Source organism: Pseudomonas sp. PK-RTE-24 (assembly GCF_054052265.1).
Genome location: NZ_CM133224.1, coordinates 688,451 through 707,500, shown reverse-complemented (window position 1 = coordinate 707,500; position 19,050 = coordinate 688,451). Strand labels below are relative to the sequence as shown.

Here is a 19,050-nt window from a genome sequence, read left to right as displayed (position 1 = left end):
TTGCTTGATTCATTGAAGAAGACGATAGAAGCAGCCCGAAATTGGGTCTGTAGCTCAGTTGGTTAGAGCGCACCCCTGATAAGGGTGAGGTCGGCAGTTCGAATCTGCCCAGACCCACCAATTTTGTGTGGGAAACGCCTGTAGAAATACGGGGCCATAGCTCAGCTGGGAGAGCGCCTGCCTTGCACGCAGGAGGTCAGCGGTTCGATCCCGCTTGGCTCCACCACTACTGCTTCTGAAGTTTGAAAGCTTAGAAATGAGCATTCCACCGGTACGGTGATGAATGTTGATTTCTAGTCTTTGACTAGATCGTTCTTTAAAAATTTGGGTATGTGATAGAAAGATAGACTGAACGTTACTTTCACTGGTAACGGATCAGGCTAAGGTAAAATTTGTGAGTTCTCTTAGTTGAGAAATTCGAATTTTCGGCGAATGTCGTCTTCACAGTATAACCAGATTGCTTGGGGTTATATGGTCAAGTGAAGAAGCGCATACGGTGGATGCCTTGGCAGTCAGAGGCGATGAAAGACGTGGTAGCCTGCGAAAAGCTTCGGGGAGTCGGCAAACAGACTTTGATCCGGAGATGTCTGAATGGGGGAACCCAGCCATCATAAGATGGTTATCTTGTACTGAATACATAGGTGCAAGAGGCGAACCAGGGGAACTGAAACATCTAAGTACCCTGAGGAAAAGAAATCAACCGAGATTCCCTTAGTAGTGGCGAGCGAACGGGGACTAGCCCTTAAGTGGCTTTGAGATTAGCGGAACGCTCTGGAAAGTGCGGCCATAGTGGGTGATAGCCCTGTACGCGAAAATCTCTTAGTCATGAAATCGAGTAGGACGGAGCACGAGAAACTTTGTCTGAATATGGGGGGACCATCCTCCAAGGCTAAATACTACTGACTGACCGATAGTGAACTAGTACCGTGAGGGAAAGGCGAAAAGAACCCCGGAGAGGGGAGTGAAATAGATCCTGAAACCGTATGCGTACAAGCAGTGGGAGCAGACTTTGTTCTGTGACTGCGTACCTTTTGTATAATGGGTCAGCGACTTATTTTCAGTGGCGAGCTTAACCGAATAGGGGAGGCGTAGCGAAAGCGAGTCTTAATAGGGCGTCTAGTCGCTGGGAATAGACCCGAAACCGGGCGATCTATCCATGGGCAGGTTGAAGGTTAGGTAACACTGACTGGAGGACCGAACCGACTACCGTTGAAAAGTTAGCGGATGACCTGTGGATCGGAGTGAAAGGCTAATCAAGCTCGGAGATAGCTGGTTCTCCTCGAAAGCTATTTAGGTAGCGCCTCATGTATCACTGTAGGGGGTAGAGCACTGTTTCGGCTAGGGGGTCATCCCGACTTACCAAACCGATGCAAACTCCGAATACCTACAAGTGCCGAGCATGGGAGACACACGGCGGGTGCTAACGTCCGTCGTGAAAAGGGAAACAACCCAGACCGTCAGCTAAGGTCCCAAAGTTATGGTTAAGTGGGAAACGATGTGGGAAGGCTTAGACAGCTAGGAGGTTGGCTTAGAAGCAGCCACCCTTTAAAGAAAGCGTAATAGCTCACTAGTCGAGTCGGCCTGCGCGGAAGATGTAACGGGGCTCAAACCATACACCGAAGCTACGGGTATCATCTTAGGATGATGCGGTAGAGGAGCGTTCTGTAAGCCTGTGAAGGTGAGTTGAGAAGCTTGCTGGAGGTATCAGAAGTGCGAATGCTGACATGAGTAACGACAATGGGTGTGAAAAACACCCACGCCGAAAGACCAAGGTTTCCTGCGCAACGTTAATCGACGCAGGGTTAGTCGGTCCCTAAGGCGAGGCTGAAAAGCGTAGTCGATGGAAAACAGGTTAATATTCCTGTACTTCTGGTTATTGCGATGGAGGGACGGAGAAGGCTAGGCCAGCTTGGCGTTGGTTGTCCAAGTTTAAGGTGGTAGGCTGAGATCTTAGGTAAATCCGGGATCTTAAGGCCGAGAGCTGATGACGAGTGTTCTTTTAGAACACGAAGTGGTTGATGCCATGCTTCCAAGAAAAGCTTCTAAGCTTCAGGTAACCAGGAACCGTACCCCAAACCGACACAGGTGGTTGGGTAGAGAATACCAAGGCGCTTGAGAGAACTCGGGTGAAGGAACTAGGCAAAATGGCACCGTAACTTCGGGAGAAGGTGCGCCGGTGAGGGTGAAGGACTTGCTCCGTAAGCTCATGCCGGTCGAAGATACCAGGCCGCTGCGACTGTTTATTAAAAACACAGCACTCTGCAAACACGAAAGTGGACGTATAGGGTGTGACGCCTGCCCGGTGCCGGAAGGTTAATTGATGGGGTTAGCTAACGCGAAGCTCTTGATCGAAGCCCCGGTAAACGGCGGCCGTAACTATAACGGTCCTAAGGTAGCGAAATTCCTTGTCGGGTAAGTTCCGACCTGCACGAATGGCGTAACGATGGCGGCGCTGTCTCCACCCGAGACTCAGTGAAATTGAAATCGCTGTGAAGATGCAGTGTATCCGCGGCTAGACGGAAAGACCCCGTGAACCTTTACTATAGCTTTGCACTGGACTTTGAATTTGCTTGTGTAGGATAGGTGGGAGGCTTTGAAGCGTGGACGCCAGTTCGCGTGGAGCCATCCTTGAAATACCACCCTGGCAACTTTGAGGTTCTAACTCAGGTCCGTTATCCGGATCGAGGACAGTGTATGGTGGGTAGTTTGACTGGGGCGGTCTCCTCCTAAAGAGTAACGGAGGAGTACGAAGGTGCGCTCAGACCGGTCGGAAATCGGTCGTAGAGTATAAAGGCAAAAGCGCGCTTGACTGCGAGACAGACACGTCGAGCAGGTACGAAAGTAGGTCTTAGTGATCCGGTGGTTCTGTATGGAAGGGCCATCGCTCAACGGATAAAAGGTACTCCGGGGATAACAGGCTGATACCGCCCAAGAGTTCATATCGACGGCGGTGTTTGGCACCTCGATGTCGGCTCATCACATCCTGGGGCTGAAGCCGGTCCCAAGGGTATGGCTGTTCGCCATTTAAAGTGGTACGCGAGCTGGGTTTAGAACGTCGTGAGACAGTTCGGTCCCTATCTGCCGTGGACGTTTGAGATTTGAGAGGGGCTGCTCCTAGTACGAGAGGACCGGAGTGGACGAACCTCTGGTGTTCCGGTTGTCACGCCAGTGGCATTGCCGGGTAGCTATGTTCGGGAAAGATAACCGCTGAAAGCATCTAAGCGGGAAACTTGCCTCAAGATGAGATCTCACTGGAACCTTGAGTTCCCTGAAGGGCCGTCGAAGACTACGACGTTGATAGGTTGGGTGTGTAAGCGCTGTGAGGCGTTGAGCTAACCAATACTAATTGCCCGTGAGGCTTGACCATATAACACCCAAGCAATTTGCTGACCTGAAAAGGCACCAGATTGCGGTGTGTGAAGACGAAACGAACCGAAAGTTCGAAACTCACAAACACCTAGCTGTCACATACCCAATTTGCTGAAGCGAGGCCATCTGGTCCCGAGTCAGTACCCGAATTTCTTGACGACCATAGAGCGTTGGAACCACCTGATCCCATCCCGAACTCAGCAGTGAAACGATGCATCGCCGATGGTAGTGTGGGGTTTCCCCATGTGAGAGTAGGTCATCGTCAAGATTAAATTCCGAAACCCCAATTGCGAAAGCAGTTGGGGTTTTGTTTTGCCTGCGAGAAAGTTCTTACAGCCTTCGCAGACCTCGTCCGGCTGTCACAGCCGGCCGACAATGCTAAGGTTCTGCCTCGGCTTTAGCGATTTTCCAAGGAATCCATATGTCGGACGCCCAGTCCCTCAACGCTGCATTCATGGTGGTTCAGAGCAACAGTCTCGATGAGCTGCGCAGTCTTGTGGTCAGCATCATGCGGCGCTACCCACTGGCACCCTTGGAAAACGAAATCGCTTTGGTGCAAAGCAACGGCATCGCCCAATGGCTCAAACTCGCATTGGCCGAAGATCCTGAAGACGATGACCTTGGCGGTTGCGGGATCGCTGCGGCGATTGACGTTCAACTACCCGGCAGTTTCATGTGGCAGCTGTATCGCATGGTATTGGGACGAGAAGAGATTCCGGCGAAATCCCTGCTCGATAAAGCTCCGCTGACCTGGCGTCTGATGCGCCTCTTGCCACAGGTAATCGATCGCCCCCATTTCGAGCCGCTGCAACGCTTCCTCACCCATGACAGCGATCTGCGCAAGCGCTATCAATTGTCAGAGCGTCTGGCCGATCTGTTCGACCAATATCAAGTTTATCGGGCCGACTGGCTCGAGGACTGGGCTGAAGGGCGTCATCAACTGCGCAATGTCAGAGGTGAAATAAAGCCGCTGCCACCGACCAGTTGCTGGCAGGCAGAGTTGTGGCGAGCGCTGCTGGATGACGTCGGCGAACAGGGCATGGCGCAGAGTCGTGCCGGCGTGCATCAACGCTTCATGGAACGCATCAACATACTCGACAAGGCCCCGGCTGCGCTGCCGCCGCGCGTGATCGTCTTTGGCATTTCTTCATTGCCCGCACAAGTTCTTGAAGCGCTCGCCGGTCTGGCGCGCTTCAGTCAGGTTCTGCTTTGCGTACACAACCCCTGTCGCCATCACTGGGCCGATATCGTCGCCGACAAGGACCTGCTGCGACATCAATACAAGCGGCAACAACGCAAAAGCGGGATGCCAGTTGTACTTGATGCCGAGACCCTGCATCAGCACGCACATCCGTTGCTGGCCGCTTGGGGCAAACAAGGTCGCGACTATATCAACCTGCTCGACAGCTACGACGATCCCAACAGCTACCGCGCAGCCTTTCGTGACGGCCGCATCGACCTGTTCAGCGAAGCCCAGCCGCACAACATGCTTAACCAGCTTCAGGACGACATCCTCGAATTGCGCCCCCTCAACGAGACTCGTGCGCTCTGGCCCGCTGTCGACCTGACGCAGGACCAATCGATCCGGTTTCACATCGCCCACAGTGCCCAGCGTGAAGTCGAAATCCTGCACGATCAACTCCTGGCGCGTTTCAGCGCCGACCCGGCTCTACGCCCACGGGACGTGATCGTGATGGTCCCGAATATCGACAGCTATGCCCCGCATATCCGCGCGGTTTTCGGTCAGCTCGATCGATTTGACCCGCGCTTCATTCCGTTCACTTTGGCGGACCAGGGTCAGCGAGGACGTGATCCATTACTAATCGCCGTCGAGCACCTGCTCAAGCTGCCGGACAGCCGTTTCCCGGTCAGCGAGATTCTCGACCTGCTCGATGTTCCAGCTCTGCGTGCTCGCTTTGGCGTAGAGGAACGTGACCTGCCAACCCTGCACCGCTGGATCGAGGGTGCCGGCGTGCGTTGGGGCATGAGCGCGGAGCAACGGGCCGGTCTCGGATTGCCGGAGCAACTGGAGCAGAACAGCTGGCATTTCGGTCTACGCCGAATGCTGCTGGGGTACGCCGTCGGCAGCGCTGAGGCGTGTGCAGGCATCGAACCTTATGATGAAATTGGCGGACTTGATGCTGCCCTGATCGGGCCATTGGTTGCGCTGCTGGATGCCTTGGAAATCGCTCATCAGCAACTCACGCAACCGGCTCAACCGAAAGAGTGGGGGCTGCGCTTGCAGGCGCTGATGCAAGTGTTCTTTCAGGCGAGCAACGAGCACGACGACTACCTGCTGACCCAGCTCGAAGAGCTTCGCGAGACCTGGCTGGAAACCTGCGAGGCGGTCGGCCTGACTGACGAACTGCCGCTGACTGTCGTGCGCGAAGCATGGCTCGCCGGGCTCGATCAGGGCCGTTTGTCACAACGATTCCTCGCAGGTGCGGTGAATTTCTGCACCTTGATGCCGATGCGTGCCATTCCTTTCAAACTGGTATGTCTGCTGGGCATGAACGACGGCGATTATCCCCGCGCGCAGCCGCCGCTGGACTTCGATCTGATGGGTAGTGATTACCGCCCAGGCGACCGCTCACGACGTGAGGACGACCGCTATCTGTTACTTGAAGCGCTGTTGTCCGCGCGCTCTCAGCTCTACATCAGTTGGGTTGGCCGCAGCATCCGTGACAACAGCGAACGACCCGCCTCGGTGCTCATCGGCCAGTTGCGCGATCACCTCGCCAGCGGCTGGCGTTCAATCGACCCTACCCAGGATCTATTGGAAGCGCTGACCGAAGAACACCCCCTGCAACCTTTCAGTGCCCGCTATTTCCACGAAGGCGAGCAACTGTTCAGCTACGCCAGCGAGTGGCAGGTGTTACATCAAGAGAAAGCGCAGCAAAGCGAAGCGCCGTTACTCGCGCCATATGTTCAAGATGAACCGTTGACGCTGGCATTGCTGCAGGATTTTCTACGTAATCCGGTTCGGCATTTTTTCACCCAGCGTCTCAAGGTCTATTTCGAGGCGGCGCAAGCGCCGTTGGCAGATGAAGAACCTTTCGTGCTGGACGTCCTACAGCGCTACACGCTGAGCGACAGTTTGCTGGAAGCCGCACTCAGCCAGCCGGACAATATCGATCAGGCGCTGCAAGCCCGGGCGCTGCGCCTGCAAAACAGTGGTCTGCTGCCTATGGCCGGTTTTGGCGAATGCCTACAGCGTGAACTGATCGAACCGCTGCCGGATCTTCTGCAGCGTTATCAACAGTTGCTGACGTTATGGCCGTCGCCATTGAGTAGTGCAATCCCGGTCAGTCTCGACTTGCAGGGTTTGCGGCTGGAGGGCTGGCTCGCAAACCTGCATCAACGCGCCGATGGCGGCCTGCTGTCGGTCACGACCATTCCCAATAGCATCGGCTCGATCAAAACTCGCAAGTGGCATCGGCTGACCAAATCGTGGGTTACCCATCTGGTCGCCTGCGCCAGCGAGCATGCGCTGACCACGGCATTGGTCGCCAGTGACGACACGTTGTTGCTTGAGCCAATGGAGCGAGACCGAGCGTTGCGTTTGCTCGGTGACCTGCTTCTTGCGTGGCAATCAGGCATGCGCCAGCCCTTGCCGATTGCGATAAAAACCGCGTTCGCCTGGTTGTCTCAAACTGACCCGGTCAAAGCCGAAGCCGCTGCGCGAAAAGCCTATGACGGTGACGGCCAGACCAGCAACGGCGAGCGGCGCGAAAGCCCGGCACTGCTCCGGCAATATCCCGACTTCGATGCATTGTTGGCAGACGAAACCTTCACCGGCTGGTGCGACGCGTTGTACCGCCCATTATTCGAAGCGCCGTGGCGTTCCTTGTCCAGCGAAGGTGCGCGCGCATGAGTACCAAAACACCGTTGGCTCTGGCCTTCCCGCTGCGCGGCAGTCAGTTGATCGAAGCAAGCGCAGGCACCGGCAAAACCTTCACGATTTCGGCACTTTATCTGCGGTTGATTCTCGGCCATGGCGGCGAGACAAGCGGTTTTTCACGCGAACTGCTGCCGCCGCAAATCCTCGTAGTGACGTTTACCGACGCTGCTACCAAAGAGCTGCGTGAACGCATTCGGACACGCTTGGCTGAGGCCGCGCGGTTCTTCCGCGACGAAATTGTTGCCCCGGACGGACTGATTGCCGAGCTGCGCGATCAGTTCGATCCGCTGCAATGGCCGGGCTGTGCCAACCGCCTCGATATCGCCGCGCAGTGGATGGACGAAGCCGCCGTCTCGACCATTCACAGCTGGTGTCAGCGCATGCTGCGCGAGCATGCGTTCGACAGCGGCAGCCTGTTCACGCAATCCTTGGAAACCGATCACAGCGATCTGCTTGGCGAAGTGTTGCGCGATTACTGGCGACTGTTCTGCTACCCGATGCAGGGCGATGCGCTGAACTGGGTGCGCAGCAATTGGGGTGGCCCCGCCGCGTTGTTGCCTCGGGTGCGCGGCTTGTTTGCCAGCGAGCGTGACACCGATGAAGGCAAGGCGCCCGCGGAGATGATCGAAGAGTGTTTGCTGGAGCGGCGAGCGGCGTTGGTCGAACTGAAAATGCCTTGGCGTGACTGGGCAGACGAGCTGCTTGCTCTCTGCCATGAAGGCGTCGCCAGCAAAACCGTCGATGGCCGCAAAATGCAGGCGCGTTATTTCGAGCCCTGGTTCGAGAAACTCAAGACCTGGGCGGAAGACGAGTCGCTTGAGCAACTGGACATTGGCACCGGCTTCACCCGATTGACGCCCGATGGCATGGCCGAGGCCTGGAAAGGCCAGGCTCCCAGTCATCCGGGGCTGGACGCCATGTCCGGACTCAAGTCGAGCCTGGATACCTTGCCGACGCCCGATGCTGCTGTTCTGCAACACGCTGCCAAGTGGGTCGGCGCGCGTTTTGAAGAAGAGAAGCGCCGTCGCGCAGAAATGGGGTTCGACGACATGTTGCTGCGTCTGGATGCCGCGCTGCAATCGGAGGGCGGCGAGCGTCTGGCAACGCTGATCCGCGAGCAGTTCCCGGTCGCGCTGATCGACGAATTCCAGGACACCGACCCGGTTCAGTACCGCATCTTCGAGAGCATTTACCGCATTGAAGACAATCACCCTGACACCGGCCTGTTCCTGATCGGCGACCCCAAGCAGGCGATCTATGCCTTTCGTGGTGCCGACATCTACACCTATCTGCGCGCACGTCAGGCCACTACCGGCCGTTTGCATACACTAGGCACCAACTTCCGCTCCAGCCACGGCATGGTGACAGCGGTCAATCACGTGTTCGAACGCGCCGAGTCCCGAGAGCAGGGACGAGGCGCGTTTTTGTTTCGCGAAAGAAATGGCGAGAACCCGGTACCGTTCCTCCCGGTCGAGTCTCAGGGACGCAAGGAAACGCTGCGGATTGCCGGGCAAGACGTCGCGGCACTCAATGTCTGGCTACTGCCTAGCGATCAGCCGCTGTCCGGCTCGGTTTATCGCCAGCATATGGCCGCCGCCTGCGCCAGTCAAATCACCGCACTGCTCAATGGCGGGCAAACCGGCAGCGCTGGTTTCTTTCAAGCAGACGACTTCAAAGGTTTACGCCCTTCGGACATCGCGATCCTCGTCCGCGACGGTAAGGAAGCCCAGGCCGTACGCGCCGAACTCGCCGCCAGAGGTGTGCGCAGTGTTTATCTCTCGGACAAGGATTCGGTGTTTGCCGCCCAAGAGGCGCACGATCTGCTGGCATGGCTGAAGGCTTGCGCCGAACCCGATGTCGAACGCTCGCTCAAGGCTGCGCTGGCTTGTACCACATTGAACCTGCCGCTGATCGAACTGGAGCGCCTGAACCAGGATGAAATGGTCTGGGAAGCCCGGGTCATGCAGTTCCGCGGCTATAGAGAGCTCTGGCGCAAACAGGGCGTGTTGCCGATGTTGCGACGCCTGCTTCACGACTTCCACCTGCCGCAAACCCTGATGCAGCGCAGTGACGGCGAGCGCGTGCTGACCAACCTTTTGCACCTGTCGGAGCTGATGCAGCAAGCCGCTGCTGAACTGGACGGGGAGCAAGCGTTGATCCGCCATCTGGCCGAGTTGCTGGCGCTGTCCGGTCAGGCCGGTGAAGAGCAGATTCTGCGTCTGGAAAGCGACGAGCAACTGGTCAAAGTGGTGACCATCCACAAATCCAAGGGTCTGGAATATCCGCTGGTGTTCCTGCCATTCATTTGCTCGGCGAAACCGGTGGATGGCAGCCGTTTGCCGCTGCATTACCACGACGCTGCGGGCAAGGCGCAGATCAGCCTCAAGCCTACCCCCGAGTTGATAGCCCTGGCTGACGATGAGCGTCTGGCCGAAGATCTGCGTCTTCTGTATGTCGCGTTAACCCGCGCGCAGCATGCCTGCTGGCTGGGCGTCACTGATCTCAAGCGCGGCAATAACAACAGCTCGGTGCTGCACCTGTCAGCGCTGGGTTACTTGCTGGGGGGCGGTGCCGCTTTGGGCGAGTCCAGCGAATTGAACCGCTGGCTGCGGGATCTGCAGCAAGACTGCCCGGCCATCGGCATCGGCGAAATGCCTCAGCCCACTGACGAGCATTACCAGCCGCCGCGCAATGAAGCAGTCCTGCGAGCCACGCTACGGCCCAAGCGCAAAGCCAGTGAAAACTGGTGGATCGCTTCCTATAGCGCTTTGCGCATCAGCGACATATTGAGCGTCGGCAGCGATGAAGCACCGGACAGTCCGCAGGCGCAAAAGCTCTTCGACGACGAGCGCCTCGATCCCGACGCGCCACATGAAATCAGCAGCGGTGGCGCCGATATCCACCGTTTTCCTCGCGGACCGAATCCCGGCACGTTTTTGCATGGCTTGCTCGAATGGGCGGGCGCTGAAGGTTTTTCGGTTACCCGCGAAGCGCTGGAAGATGCAATTGCCCGGCGCTGCAATCTGCGCGGCTGGCAAGGCTGGATCACCACGCTGACTGACTGGCTGCAGCATTTGCTCAAGTCACCGTTGCCGATCGCTGGCGGGCAACCGCCGGTGGTTCTTGAGCAACTGACGCAATACCGCGTCGAGATGGAGTTCTGGTTCGCCAGCCACAAAGTTGACGTGCTCAAGCTCGACGAACAGGTGCGCCAGCACACCCACAATGGCGTCGCTCGTGTTGCGGCAGAACCGGTTCAGCTCAACGGCATGTTCAAGGGCTTTATCGACCTGACCTTCGAGCACGCTGGCCGTTACTACGTCGCCGATTACAAATCCAATTGGCTCGGCGTGGATGATCAGGCCTACACGGTGCAGGCGATGGAGCAGTCGATCCTCGACAACCGTTATGACCTGCAATACGTGCTGTATCTGCTGGCACTGCATCGCCAGTTGAAGGCGCGGCTGGCGGATTACGATTACGACCGTCACATCGGCGGGGCGCTGTATCTGTTTCTGCGCGGTACGCGTGCGGAAAGTCGTGGCATGTACTTCGTGCGTCCGCCACGGGAATTGATCGAACGCCTCGACCGGATGTTCCAGGGCAAACCCGAACCCAAGTCCGAACCCGCCTGGGAACAGGGAGTCCTGCTATGAGCCGCACATTCGCCGATCTGCTGCCGACGCCGCTGGAAGCGGACAGCCTGTCGAAACTCTCGCCGCTGACCCGCGCCGATGATTTGCTGTTGTTGCTGAGCCGTTGGGTCGAGCGCGGCTGGCTGCGCGCGCTGGACCGCGCCTTTGTCGCGTTCCTGCATGAACTCGAGCCCGAGACCGATCCGCTGGTGTTGCTCGCGGCGGCGTTGACCAGTCACCAACTCGGCCATGGTCATGTGTGTCTGGACCTGTTTGAAACCCTCAAGGCGCCGGATTTTGCACTGTCATTGCCGCCCGAAGGCGACGTGCAGGGCGGTGTGTTGCTGCTGCCCTCGCAACTGCTCGAAACGCTCGATGGAGCCCATTGGTGCAAAGTGCTGGCAAGCAGTCCATTGGTGGCCCTGGCCGCTGACCCGATTGAAACAGCGCAGACACGTCCGCTGGTGCTGTCCTCGAAACGCCTGTACCTGCGCCGCTACTGGACCTACGAACGCCGCATCGATGCAGCGTTGCGCCAACGCTTGATGCAGCAGGAGCCGACGCCGGATGATCTGCCGCAGCGTCTGAACGAATTGTTCGGCGGCGCGGAATCCGCAGCTGTCATCGATTGGCAAAAACTCGCCTGCGCCATCGCTACGCGCAGCGCCTTCAGCATCATCACTGGCGGCCCGGGCACCGGGAAAACCACCACGGTGGTGCGCTTGCTCGCGTTGCTGCAGGCTCCGGCCGTCGAGGCTGGCCATCCGCTGCGCATTCGTCTGGCGGCACCGACCGGCAAGGCCGCTGCGCGTCTGACCGAGTCGATCAGTCAGCAAGTGCAATCACTGCAGGTCGCCGAAGCGGTGCGCGCGGCGATCCCCAGCGATGTGACCACCGTGCACCGTCTGCTCGGCAGTCGACCGGGCACCCGGCATTTCCGTCACCATGCCGGCAACCGCCTGCCGCTGGATGTGCTGGTGGTCGATGAAGCGTCGATGATCGACCTGGAAATGATGGCCAACCTCCTCGACGCCATGCCGGCCCATGCTCGGCTGGTGCTGCTGGGCGACAAGGATCAGTTGGCCTCGGTCGAGGCCGGTGCGGTGCTGGGCGATCTGTGCCGTGACGCCGAGGGCGGTTGGTACAGCCCGCAAACGCGACAATGGCTGGAGTCTGTCAGTGGCGAGTCGTTGCAGGGTAGCGGTTTGCATGAAGACTGCGACGGCACCCATCCGTTGGCGCAACAAGTGGTGATGCTGCGTCACTCGCGCCGCTTCGGCGAGGGCAGCGGTATCGGTCAGCTCGCGCGCCGGGTCAATCAGCAATTGGCCGATGAGGCGCGACAGTTGCTCGCCGCTGGCGGCTACGACGACGTGTATTCGCTGCCGCTCAAAGGCGAACACGATCACAAGCTCGAACGCCTGTTGCTCGAAGGTCACGGCAACGGCCCGCAAGGTTACCGCCATTACCTGAGCGTATTGCGCGATCAGCGTCCACCGTCAACGCGGCCACTTGAGCATGCGGACTGGATCGATTGGGCGCGCGAAGTCTTGCAGGCGTTCGACACGTTCCAGTTGCTGTGCGCGGTGCGCAAAGGGCCGTGGGGCGTTGAAGGTCTGAACCAGCGCATTACCGCTGCATTGCTCAAGGCGCGTCTGATCGAGAGCGATCAGCAGTGGTATGAAGGTCGGCCGGTGCTGATGACACGCAACGACTATGGTCTGGGCCTGATGAACGGCGACATCGGCATCGCCCTGAAACTGCCCGAGCGTGAAGGTGCAGAAATCGGCAAGACGGTTCTGCGCGTGGCCTTCCCGCGTAACGATGGTCAGGGCGGCGTGCGCTTCGTGTTGCCGAGTCGACTCAATGATGTCGAAACCGTGTACGCCATGACGGTGCACAAGTCCCAGGGTTCGGAGTTCGCCCACACGGCGCTGATCCTGCCGGATGCGTTGAACCCCGTGCTGACCAAAGAACTGATCTACACCGGAATCACTCGCGCCCGGCACTGGTTCACCTTGATCGAGCCGCGTGCCGGCGTGTTTGAAGAGGCGGTGCTGCGCAAGGTCAAGCGTCTGAGCGGGCTGATGCTGGAACTGGAAGAGGGCACCGAGCCTCCGGGATGAAGCGCTGAATGACCGACAACGAGTACTGACCAACCGGTCAGAGGCAGGCGCCTCGCTGGTGTTCTGGCGCTGTGCTATCGTTGCGGCATCATTTCGTTACGCTCCAAGAGAATCCCTCCATGAAGGTGGCCGTCTGGGCGACACAGCGTGTGGTGGCCTGCCAGCACGCATTGCTGATCGTTTTGCTCTGGTTGTTCACGGGCAGCGCCATCGCCCAAGCGCAAACCGGGCCGGCCGAGCAACGGGCCAAAGCGGTCACGCAAGTGGTTCTTGGCATCCTCAGTTACGCACGCTGGCCAGTGGAGCCGGCGCAATTGCGTCTGTGCATCGTCGGCCCCACCGAATACACCGATGACCTGGTCAAAGGCACCACCCAAGCCACGGGTCGGCCGGTGGCTGTGCGGCGTCTGCTGGCGGACAACCCGGCCATCGTCAGCGAATGCGACGCGGTGTACATCGGCAAGCTGACCGCCGATGAACGCAGTCGCCTGTTCGCATCGTTGATCGGGCATCCAGTGCTGAGCATCAGTGAAGCCGACGATCAATGCACCGTCGGCAGTCTGTTCTGCCTGCGCGTCGGCGATGAACAAGTGTCGTTCGAGGTCAATCTCGACTCCGTGGCTCGCAGTGGTGTGCGCATTCACCCCAGCGTGTTGCAGTTGTCCCGTCGCAAAGCGGCGGCGCCATGAAGCTGTTCAGTTGGAAGGCTCGCCCGACCCTGGGCTCGGTCATTGGCCGTGGGCATTTGATTGTCGCGCTGGTGGCGGTAGCGATGGCCAGTGTTTCGCTGACCTTGCTGGGCGTGCTCGCGCTGCGGGTGTATGCCGATCACAACCTGCATTTGATCGCCCGTTCGATCAGCTACACCGTCGAAGCGGCCGTCGTGTTCAATGACAAAGCGGCGGCAACCGAGGCGCTGGCGATCATCGCCGCCACCGAGGAAGTAGCGGATGCCCGAGTGCTCGACGCGCAAGGCCAATTGATTGCGCAATGGCAGCGCGTCGAGACCGGCTTGTTCTCCGAGCTGGAAATGCAGATCACCCGCGCTCTTCTGGAAAAACCGGTCAGCCTGCCGATCGAGCATCAGGACCGTGAAATTGGTCGCGTCCTGCTCATCGGCCACGGCGGCAGCCTGATGCGCTTCCTGCTCAGCGGCCTGGCCGGGATTGTGCTCTGCACCGCGATCAGCGCCTGGGTCGCGCTCTATCTGGCGCGGCGGCAGCTGCGCGCAATCATTGGCCCATTGCACAGCCTCGCCTCCGTCGCCCACGCCGCGCGCAGTGAGCGAGCGCTGGATCGGCGCGTGCCGCCGGCGCAAATCGCTGAACTGGATAATCTGGGCAACGACTTCAATGCCTTGCTCGGCGAACTCGAGTCGTGGCAAACCCATCTGCAAAACGAAAACGAAACTCTCGCTCACCAAGCGACCCACGACAGCCTCACCGGTTTGCCCAACCGTGCGTTTTTTGAAGGCCGCTTGATCCGCGCCTTGCGCAACGGCAAAAAACACGATGAGCGGGTCGCCGTGCTGTTTCTCGACAGCGACCGCTTCAAAGGCATCAACGATAACTTCGGCCACGCCTCGGGCGACGCAGTGCTGGTGGCCATCGCCAATCGCGTGCGAGCGCAATTGCGCGAGGATGATCTGGTCGCGCGGCTGGGTGGCGACGAGTTCGCCGTGCTGCTTGCGCCACTGCACACGGTCGAAGACGCTGAGCACATCGCTGACAAGATTCTCGCCAGCATGGACATGCCGATCACCCTGCCCGGCGACAGCAGTGTGGTGACCTCGCTGAGTATCGGCATCGCCGTTTACCCCGATCATGGCGCCACGCCGGGTGCCTTGCTCAACGCAGCCGACGCGGCAATGTACCAGGCCAAGCGCCTGTCGCGTGGCGCGCAATTCACCGCCGGGTCGGAGCGCCCGGTCGATTCCGTTCATACCAGGAGCTGATGTCCGTGTTCACTCTTCCCGTTCGACTTTTTTCCGCATTGCTGATGATCGCCGCGCTGACCCTGAGCGGTTGCCAGACCGCCCCGCAGAAAGGCCTGACACCGGCGCAGGTCGCCGTGCTCAAACAGCAGGGTTTCGAGTTGACCGACGACGGCTGGGAGTTCGGCCTGTCGGGCAAAGTGTTGTTTGGCAGCGATGTCGAAAGCCTGAACGCAGCCAGCACGGAAATCGTCGAACGCATCGGCAAGGCGTTGCTCGGCGTGGGAATCGAGCGGGTGCGCGTCGATGGCCACACCGATGCGTCCGGCAAGGAAACCTACAATCAGCAACTGTCGCTGCGCCGGGCCAAGAGCGTCGCCAACGTCCTCGGTACGGTCGGCATGAAGCAGGAAAACATCCAGCTGCAAGGCCTCGGCAGCAGCGAACCGGTGGCTTCCAACGACACCGCAGCGGGGCGCACGGAAAATCGCCGGGTGTCGATCGTGGTCAGCGCCGACTAATCGGCAAAGCGCATCTCCCGCGTTTCACCCATCAACAACGCCTGATTGCGTTCAGTCACTTCGCGGATGTAATCCCACAACAACGTAATCCGCTTCAACTTGCGCAGATCCTCGCGGCAGTACATCCAGAACTGCCGGGTGATGTCGATTTCCTCCGGCAGCACCGGCAGCAATCGCGGGTCTTGTGCGGCGAGAAAGCACGGCAGGATCGCCAGCGAGCGCCCCTGCTGTGCGGCGACGTATTGCGCGATCACGCTGGTGCTGCGCAAATGCGCGCTGGCGCCGGGCAGCACGTTGGCCAGGTAGAGCAGCTCCGAGCTGAACGCCAGATCATCCACATAACTGATGAATTGATGCTTGCTCAAGTCGGCCGGGCGGCGGATCGGTGGGTGTTTGTCCAGATAGTCCTGGGTTGCGTACAGCTGCAAACGGTAGTCGCAGAGTTTGCAGCAGACGTACGGCCCGTGCTCCGGCCGCTCGAGGGCGATGACGATGTCGGCCTCGCGCTTGGACAGGCTGATGAAGTGCGGCAGCGGCAGGATGTCCACCGAGATTGCCGGGTAGGCGTCGACGAAATGGCTCAGTTGCGGGGTGATGAAAAAACTGCCGAAGCCTTCGGTGCAGCCCATGCGCACATGGCCGGACAGGGCCACGCCCGAGCCCGAAACCTGCTCGCAAGCCATGTGCAATGTGCTTTCGATCGACTCGGCATAACCGAGCAAGCGCTGGCCTTCAGTGGTCAGGACGAAGCCGCTGGTGCGGGATTTCTCGAACAGTAATGTGCCGAGCGCCGCTTCCAGCGAACTGATCCGTCGCGACACCGTGGTGTAGTCGACGGCCAGGCGTTTGGCGGCGGTGCTGGCCTTGCGGGTGCGGGCGACTTCGAGGAAAAACTTCAGGTCGTCCCAGTTCAGCGAGCCTAGCGAGGTGATGTTTTTTTGCATGATGGTCGGGCTTATATGTGCGTTCTTATTAGAAGTTTGCACATCTATACTCCAAAAACAGTCCGACAACCAATTCGCGACACACGCCTCATCTCAAGGCGAACCTTTCGCCTTGGCTCCTACGATAAAAACAAGTTCTGGAGACCAGCATGAACGCATCGCTTACGCCCAACGACACCACGCTGCAAAAGGTCAAACTGCTGATCGACGGCGAATGGGTCGAGTCGCAGACCACCGAGTGGCACGGCATCGTCAACCCGGCCACCCAGCAAGTGCTGGCCAAGGTTCCGTTCGCCACCGCCGCTGAGGTCGATGCCGCTGTCAGCGCCGCCCAGCGCGCGTTCCAGACCTGGAAACTGACCCCGATCGGCGCGCGGATGCGCATCATGCTCAAGTTGCAAGCGCTGATCCGCGAGCACTCCAAGCGCATCGCCGTGGTCCTCAGCGCCGAGCAGGGCAAGACCATTGCTGATGCCGAAGGCGATATTTTCCGTGGCCTGGAAGTGGTCGAGCACGCGTGCTCGATCGGCACCCTGCAAATGGGCGAGTTCGCCGAGAACGTCGCCGGCGGCGTCGACACTTACACTCTGCGCCAGCCGATCGGCGTCTGCGCCGGCATCACGCCGTTCAACTTCCCGGCGATGATTCCGCTGTGGATGTTCCCGATGGCGATCGCCTGCGGCAACACCTTTGTCCTGAAGCCTTCGGAACAGGATCCGCTGTCGACCATGTTGCTGGTGGAGCTGGCCATTGAGGCTGGCGTCCCTGCGGGCGTGCTCAACGTGGTTCACGGCGGCAAGGATGTGGTCGATGGCCTGTGCACGCACAAGGACATCAAAGCCGTGTCGTTCGTCGGTTCTACCGCTGTCGGCACCCACGTTTATGACCTGGCCGGCAAACATGGCAAACGCGTGCAGTCGATGATGGGCGCGAAAAACCACGCTGTGGTACTGCCGGACGCCAATCGCGAGCAAGCGCTGAATGCCTTGGTCGGCGCCGGTTTCGGTGCGGCCGGGCAACGTTGCATGGCCACGTCGGTGGTGGTGCTGGTCGGTGCCGCAAAACAGTGGCTGCCAGACCTGAAAGCACTGGCGCAAAAACTCAAGGTCAACGCCGGCAGCGAGCCGGGCACCGATGTCGGTCCGGTGATTTCGAAAAAGGCCAAGGCGCGGATTCTCGAACTGATCGAAAGCGGCATCAAGGAAGGCGCCAAGCTTGAACTCGATGGTCGTGACATCAGCGTGCCGGGTTATGAACAAGGCAATTTTGTCGGCCCGACCCTGTTCTCCGGTGTGACCACCGACATGCAGATCTACACCCAGGAAATCTTCGGCCCGGTGCTGGTGGTGCTGGAAGTCGACACCCTCGATCAGGCGATTGCGCTGGTCAACGCCAACCCGTTCGGCAACGGCACCGGCCTGTTCACCCAGAGCGGCGCGGCGGCGCGTAAATTCCAGACTGAAATCGACGTCGGTCAGGTCGGCATCAACATTCCGATTCCGGTGCCGGTACCGTTCTTCAGCTTCACCGGTTCGCGCGGTTCGAAACTCGGCGACCTCGGCCCGTACGGCAAGCAAGTGGTGCAGTTCTACACGCAGACCAAAACGGTCACGGCGCGCTGGTTCGATGACGACAGCGTCAACGACGGCGTGAACACCACCATCAACCTGCGCTGAGGATTCGATCATGAAAATCGCATTTATCGGGCTGGGCAACATGGGCGCGCCGATGGCGCGCAACCTGATCAAGGCCGGCCACTCCCTGAACCTGGTCGACCTGAACAAAACCGTGCTGGCGGAACTGGAACAGCTGGGCGGCACCATCCGCGCTTCGGCCCGCGAGGCGGCGGAAGATGCCGAACTGGTGATCACCATGCTCCCGGCCGCGGTGCATGTGCGCAGTGTCTGGCTGGGTGAAGAGGGCGTGCTCGCCGGCATTCGCCAAGGCGTGCCGGCGGTGGATTGCAGCACTATCGATCCGCAAACCGCCCGCGACGTAGCGGCGGCCGCCGCCAAACACGGCGTGGCCATGGCTGATGCACCAGTCTCCGGCGGCACTGGCGGCGCGACCGCCGGCACCTTGACCTTTATGGTTGGCGCTACCCCGGAACTGTTCGCCACCCTGCAACCGGTGCTGGCGCAGATGGGCCGCAACATCGTGCATTGCGGTGAAGTCGGCACCGGCCAGATCGCCAAGATCTGCAACAACCTGCTGCTGGCGATTTCGATGGTCGGCGTCAGTGAGGCGATGGCGTTGGGCGATGCGCTGGGGATCGACACCGGCGTGTTGGCCGGGATCATCAACAGCTCCACCGGCCGCTGCTGGAGTTCGGAGATGTACAACCCGTGGCCGGGCATCGTCGAAACGGCGCCGGCCTCGCGCGGTTATACCGGCGGGTTCGGGGCAGAACTGATGCTCAAGGATCTTGGGCTGGCGACTGAAGCGGCGCGGCAGGCGCATCAACCGGTAGTGCTCGGCGCGGTGGCGCAGCAGTTGTATCAGGCGATGAGTCAGCGCGGTGACGGTGGGAAAGACTTCTCGGCGATCATCAACAGCTATCGCAAGCCGCAGTAATCACGATCAGCCCTTGTGGTGAGGGGATTCATCCCCGTTGGGTTGCG

The 19,050-nt window shown here is 59.4% G+C and carries 9 protein-coding genes, 2 tRNA genes and 2 rRNA genes; 12 read left to right on the top strand and 1 reads right to left on the bottom strand.

The genetic code is table 11. The annotated features are described in order from the left end of the window. Positions 1–43 precede the first annotated feature (43 nt). The 10 genes from ACV8MC_RS03190 (at position 44) to ACV8MC_RS03145 (ending at position 15,485) form a co-directional block, all read left to right on the top strand. Positions 44–120, top strand: a tRNA-Ile gene (locus ACV8MC_RS03190). Between the two features lie 30 nt (positions 121–150). Then, positions 151–226 (top strand) — tRNA-Ala (locus ACV8MC_RS03185). A gap of 247 nt (positions 227–473) precedes the next feature. Continuing rightward, positions 474–3,367, top strand: a 23S ribosomal RNA gene (locus ACV8MC_RS03180). Positions 3,368–3,521: 154 nt separating this feature from the next. Then, positions 3,522–3,637: ribosomal RNA gene (gene rrf / locus ACV8MC_RS03175) — 5S ribosomal RNA — on the top strand. Between the two features lie 153 nt (positions 3,638–3,790). After that, the gene (gene recC / locus ACV8MC_RS03170; RefSeq protein ID WP_457264443.1) at positions 3,791–7,243 is read left to right on the top strand and encodes an exodeoxyribonuclease V subunit gamma; all 3,453 of its coding nucleotides are present in this window, start codon (positions 3,791–3,793) and stop codon (positions 7,241–7,243) included. Next, on the top strand, positions 7,240–10,926 hold the full coding sequence (gene recB / locus ACV8MC_RS03165; RefSeq protein WP_457264441.1) for an exodeoxyribonuclease V subunit beta: 3,687 nt from the start codon (positions 7,240–7,242) through the stop codon (positions 10,924–10,926). Before recC ends, recB begins: the two co-directional genes overlap by 4 nt. After that, positions 10,923–13,031: an exodeoxyribonuclease V subunit alpha gene (recD, locus tag ACV8MC_RS03160; protein WP_457264440.1), complete on the top strand. Its 2,109-nt coding sequence runs from the start codon at positions 10,923–10,925 to the stop codon at positions 13,029–13,031. The genes recB and recD overlap by 4 nt, the downstream gene beginning before the upstream one ends. A 119-nt stretch (positions 13,032–13,150) precedes the next feature. Beyond that, positions 13,151–13,720: a YfiR family protein gene (locus tag ACV8MC_RS03155; protein WP_041477864.1), complete on the top strand. Its 570-nt coding sequence runs from the start codon at positions 13,151–13,153 to the stop codon at positions 13,718–13,720. Next, positions 13,717–14,985: a diguanylate cyclase domain-containing protein gene (locus tag ACV8MC_RS03150; RefSeq protein ID WP_236169248.1), complete on the top strand. Its 1,269-nt coding sequence runs from the start codon at positions 13,717–13,719 to the stop codon at positions 14,983–14,985. Before ACV8MC_RS03155 ends, ACV8MC_RS03150 begins: the two co-directional genes overlap by 4 nt. Then, complete coding sequence (locus ACV8MC_RS03145; protein ID WP_191622424.1) at positions 14,985–15,485, top strand: OmpA family protein; 501 nt, start codon at positions 14,985–14,987, stop codon at positions 15,483–15,485. The genes ACV8MC_RS03150 and ACV8MC_RS03145 overlap by 1 nt, the downstream gene beginning before the upstream one ends. Here ACV8MC_RS03145 and ACV8MC_RS03140 read toward each other — a convergent pair. Continuing rightward, the gene (locus ACV8MC_RS03140; protein ID WP_076565624.1) at positions 15,482–16,429 is read right to left on the bottom strand and encodes a LysR family transcriptional regulator; all 948 of its coding nucleotides are present in this window, start codon (positions 16,427–16,429) and stop codon (positions 15,482–15,484) included. The genes ACV8MC_RS03145 and ACV8MC_RS03140 overlap by 4 nt on opposite strands. 149 nt (positions 16,430–16,578) lie before the next feature. On the opposite strand from ACV8MC_RS03140, the gene ACV8MC_RS03135 reads away from it, so the two are divergent. Continuing rightward, complete coding sequence (locus ACV8MC_RS03135) at positions 16,579–18,105, top strand: CoA-acylating methylmalonate-semialdehyde dehydrogenase (RefSeq protein ID WP_457264438.1); 1,527 nt, start codon at positions 16,579–16,581, stop codon at positions 18,103–18,105. 10 nt (positions 18,106–18,115) lie between these two features. Further along, a complete protein-coding gene (mmsB, locus tag ACV8MC_RS03130; RefSeq protein ID WP_016770578.1) occupies positions 18,116–19,003 on the top strand; it encodes a 3-hydroxyisobutyrate dehydrogenase in 888 nt (295 codons plus the stop codon). The last annotated feature ends 47 nt before the right edge of the window (positions 19,004–19,050 follow it).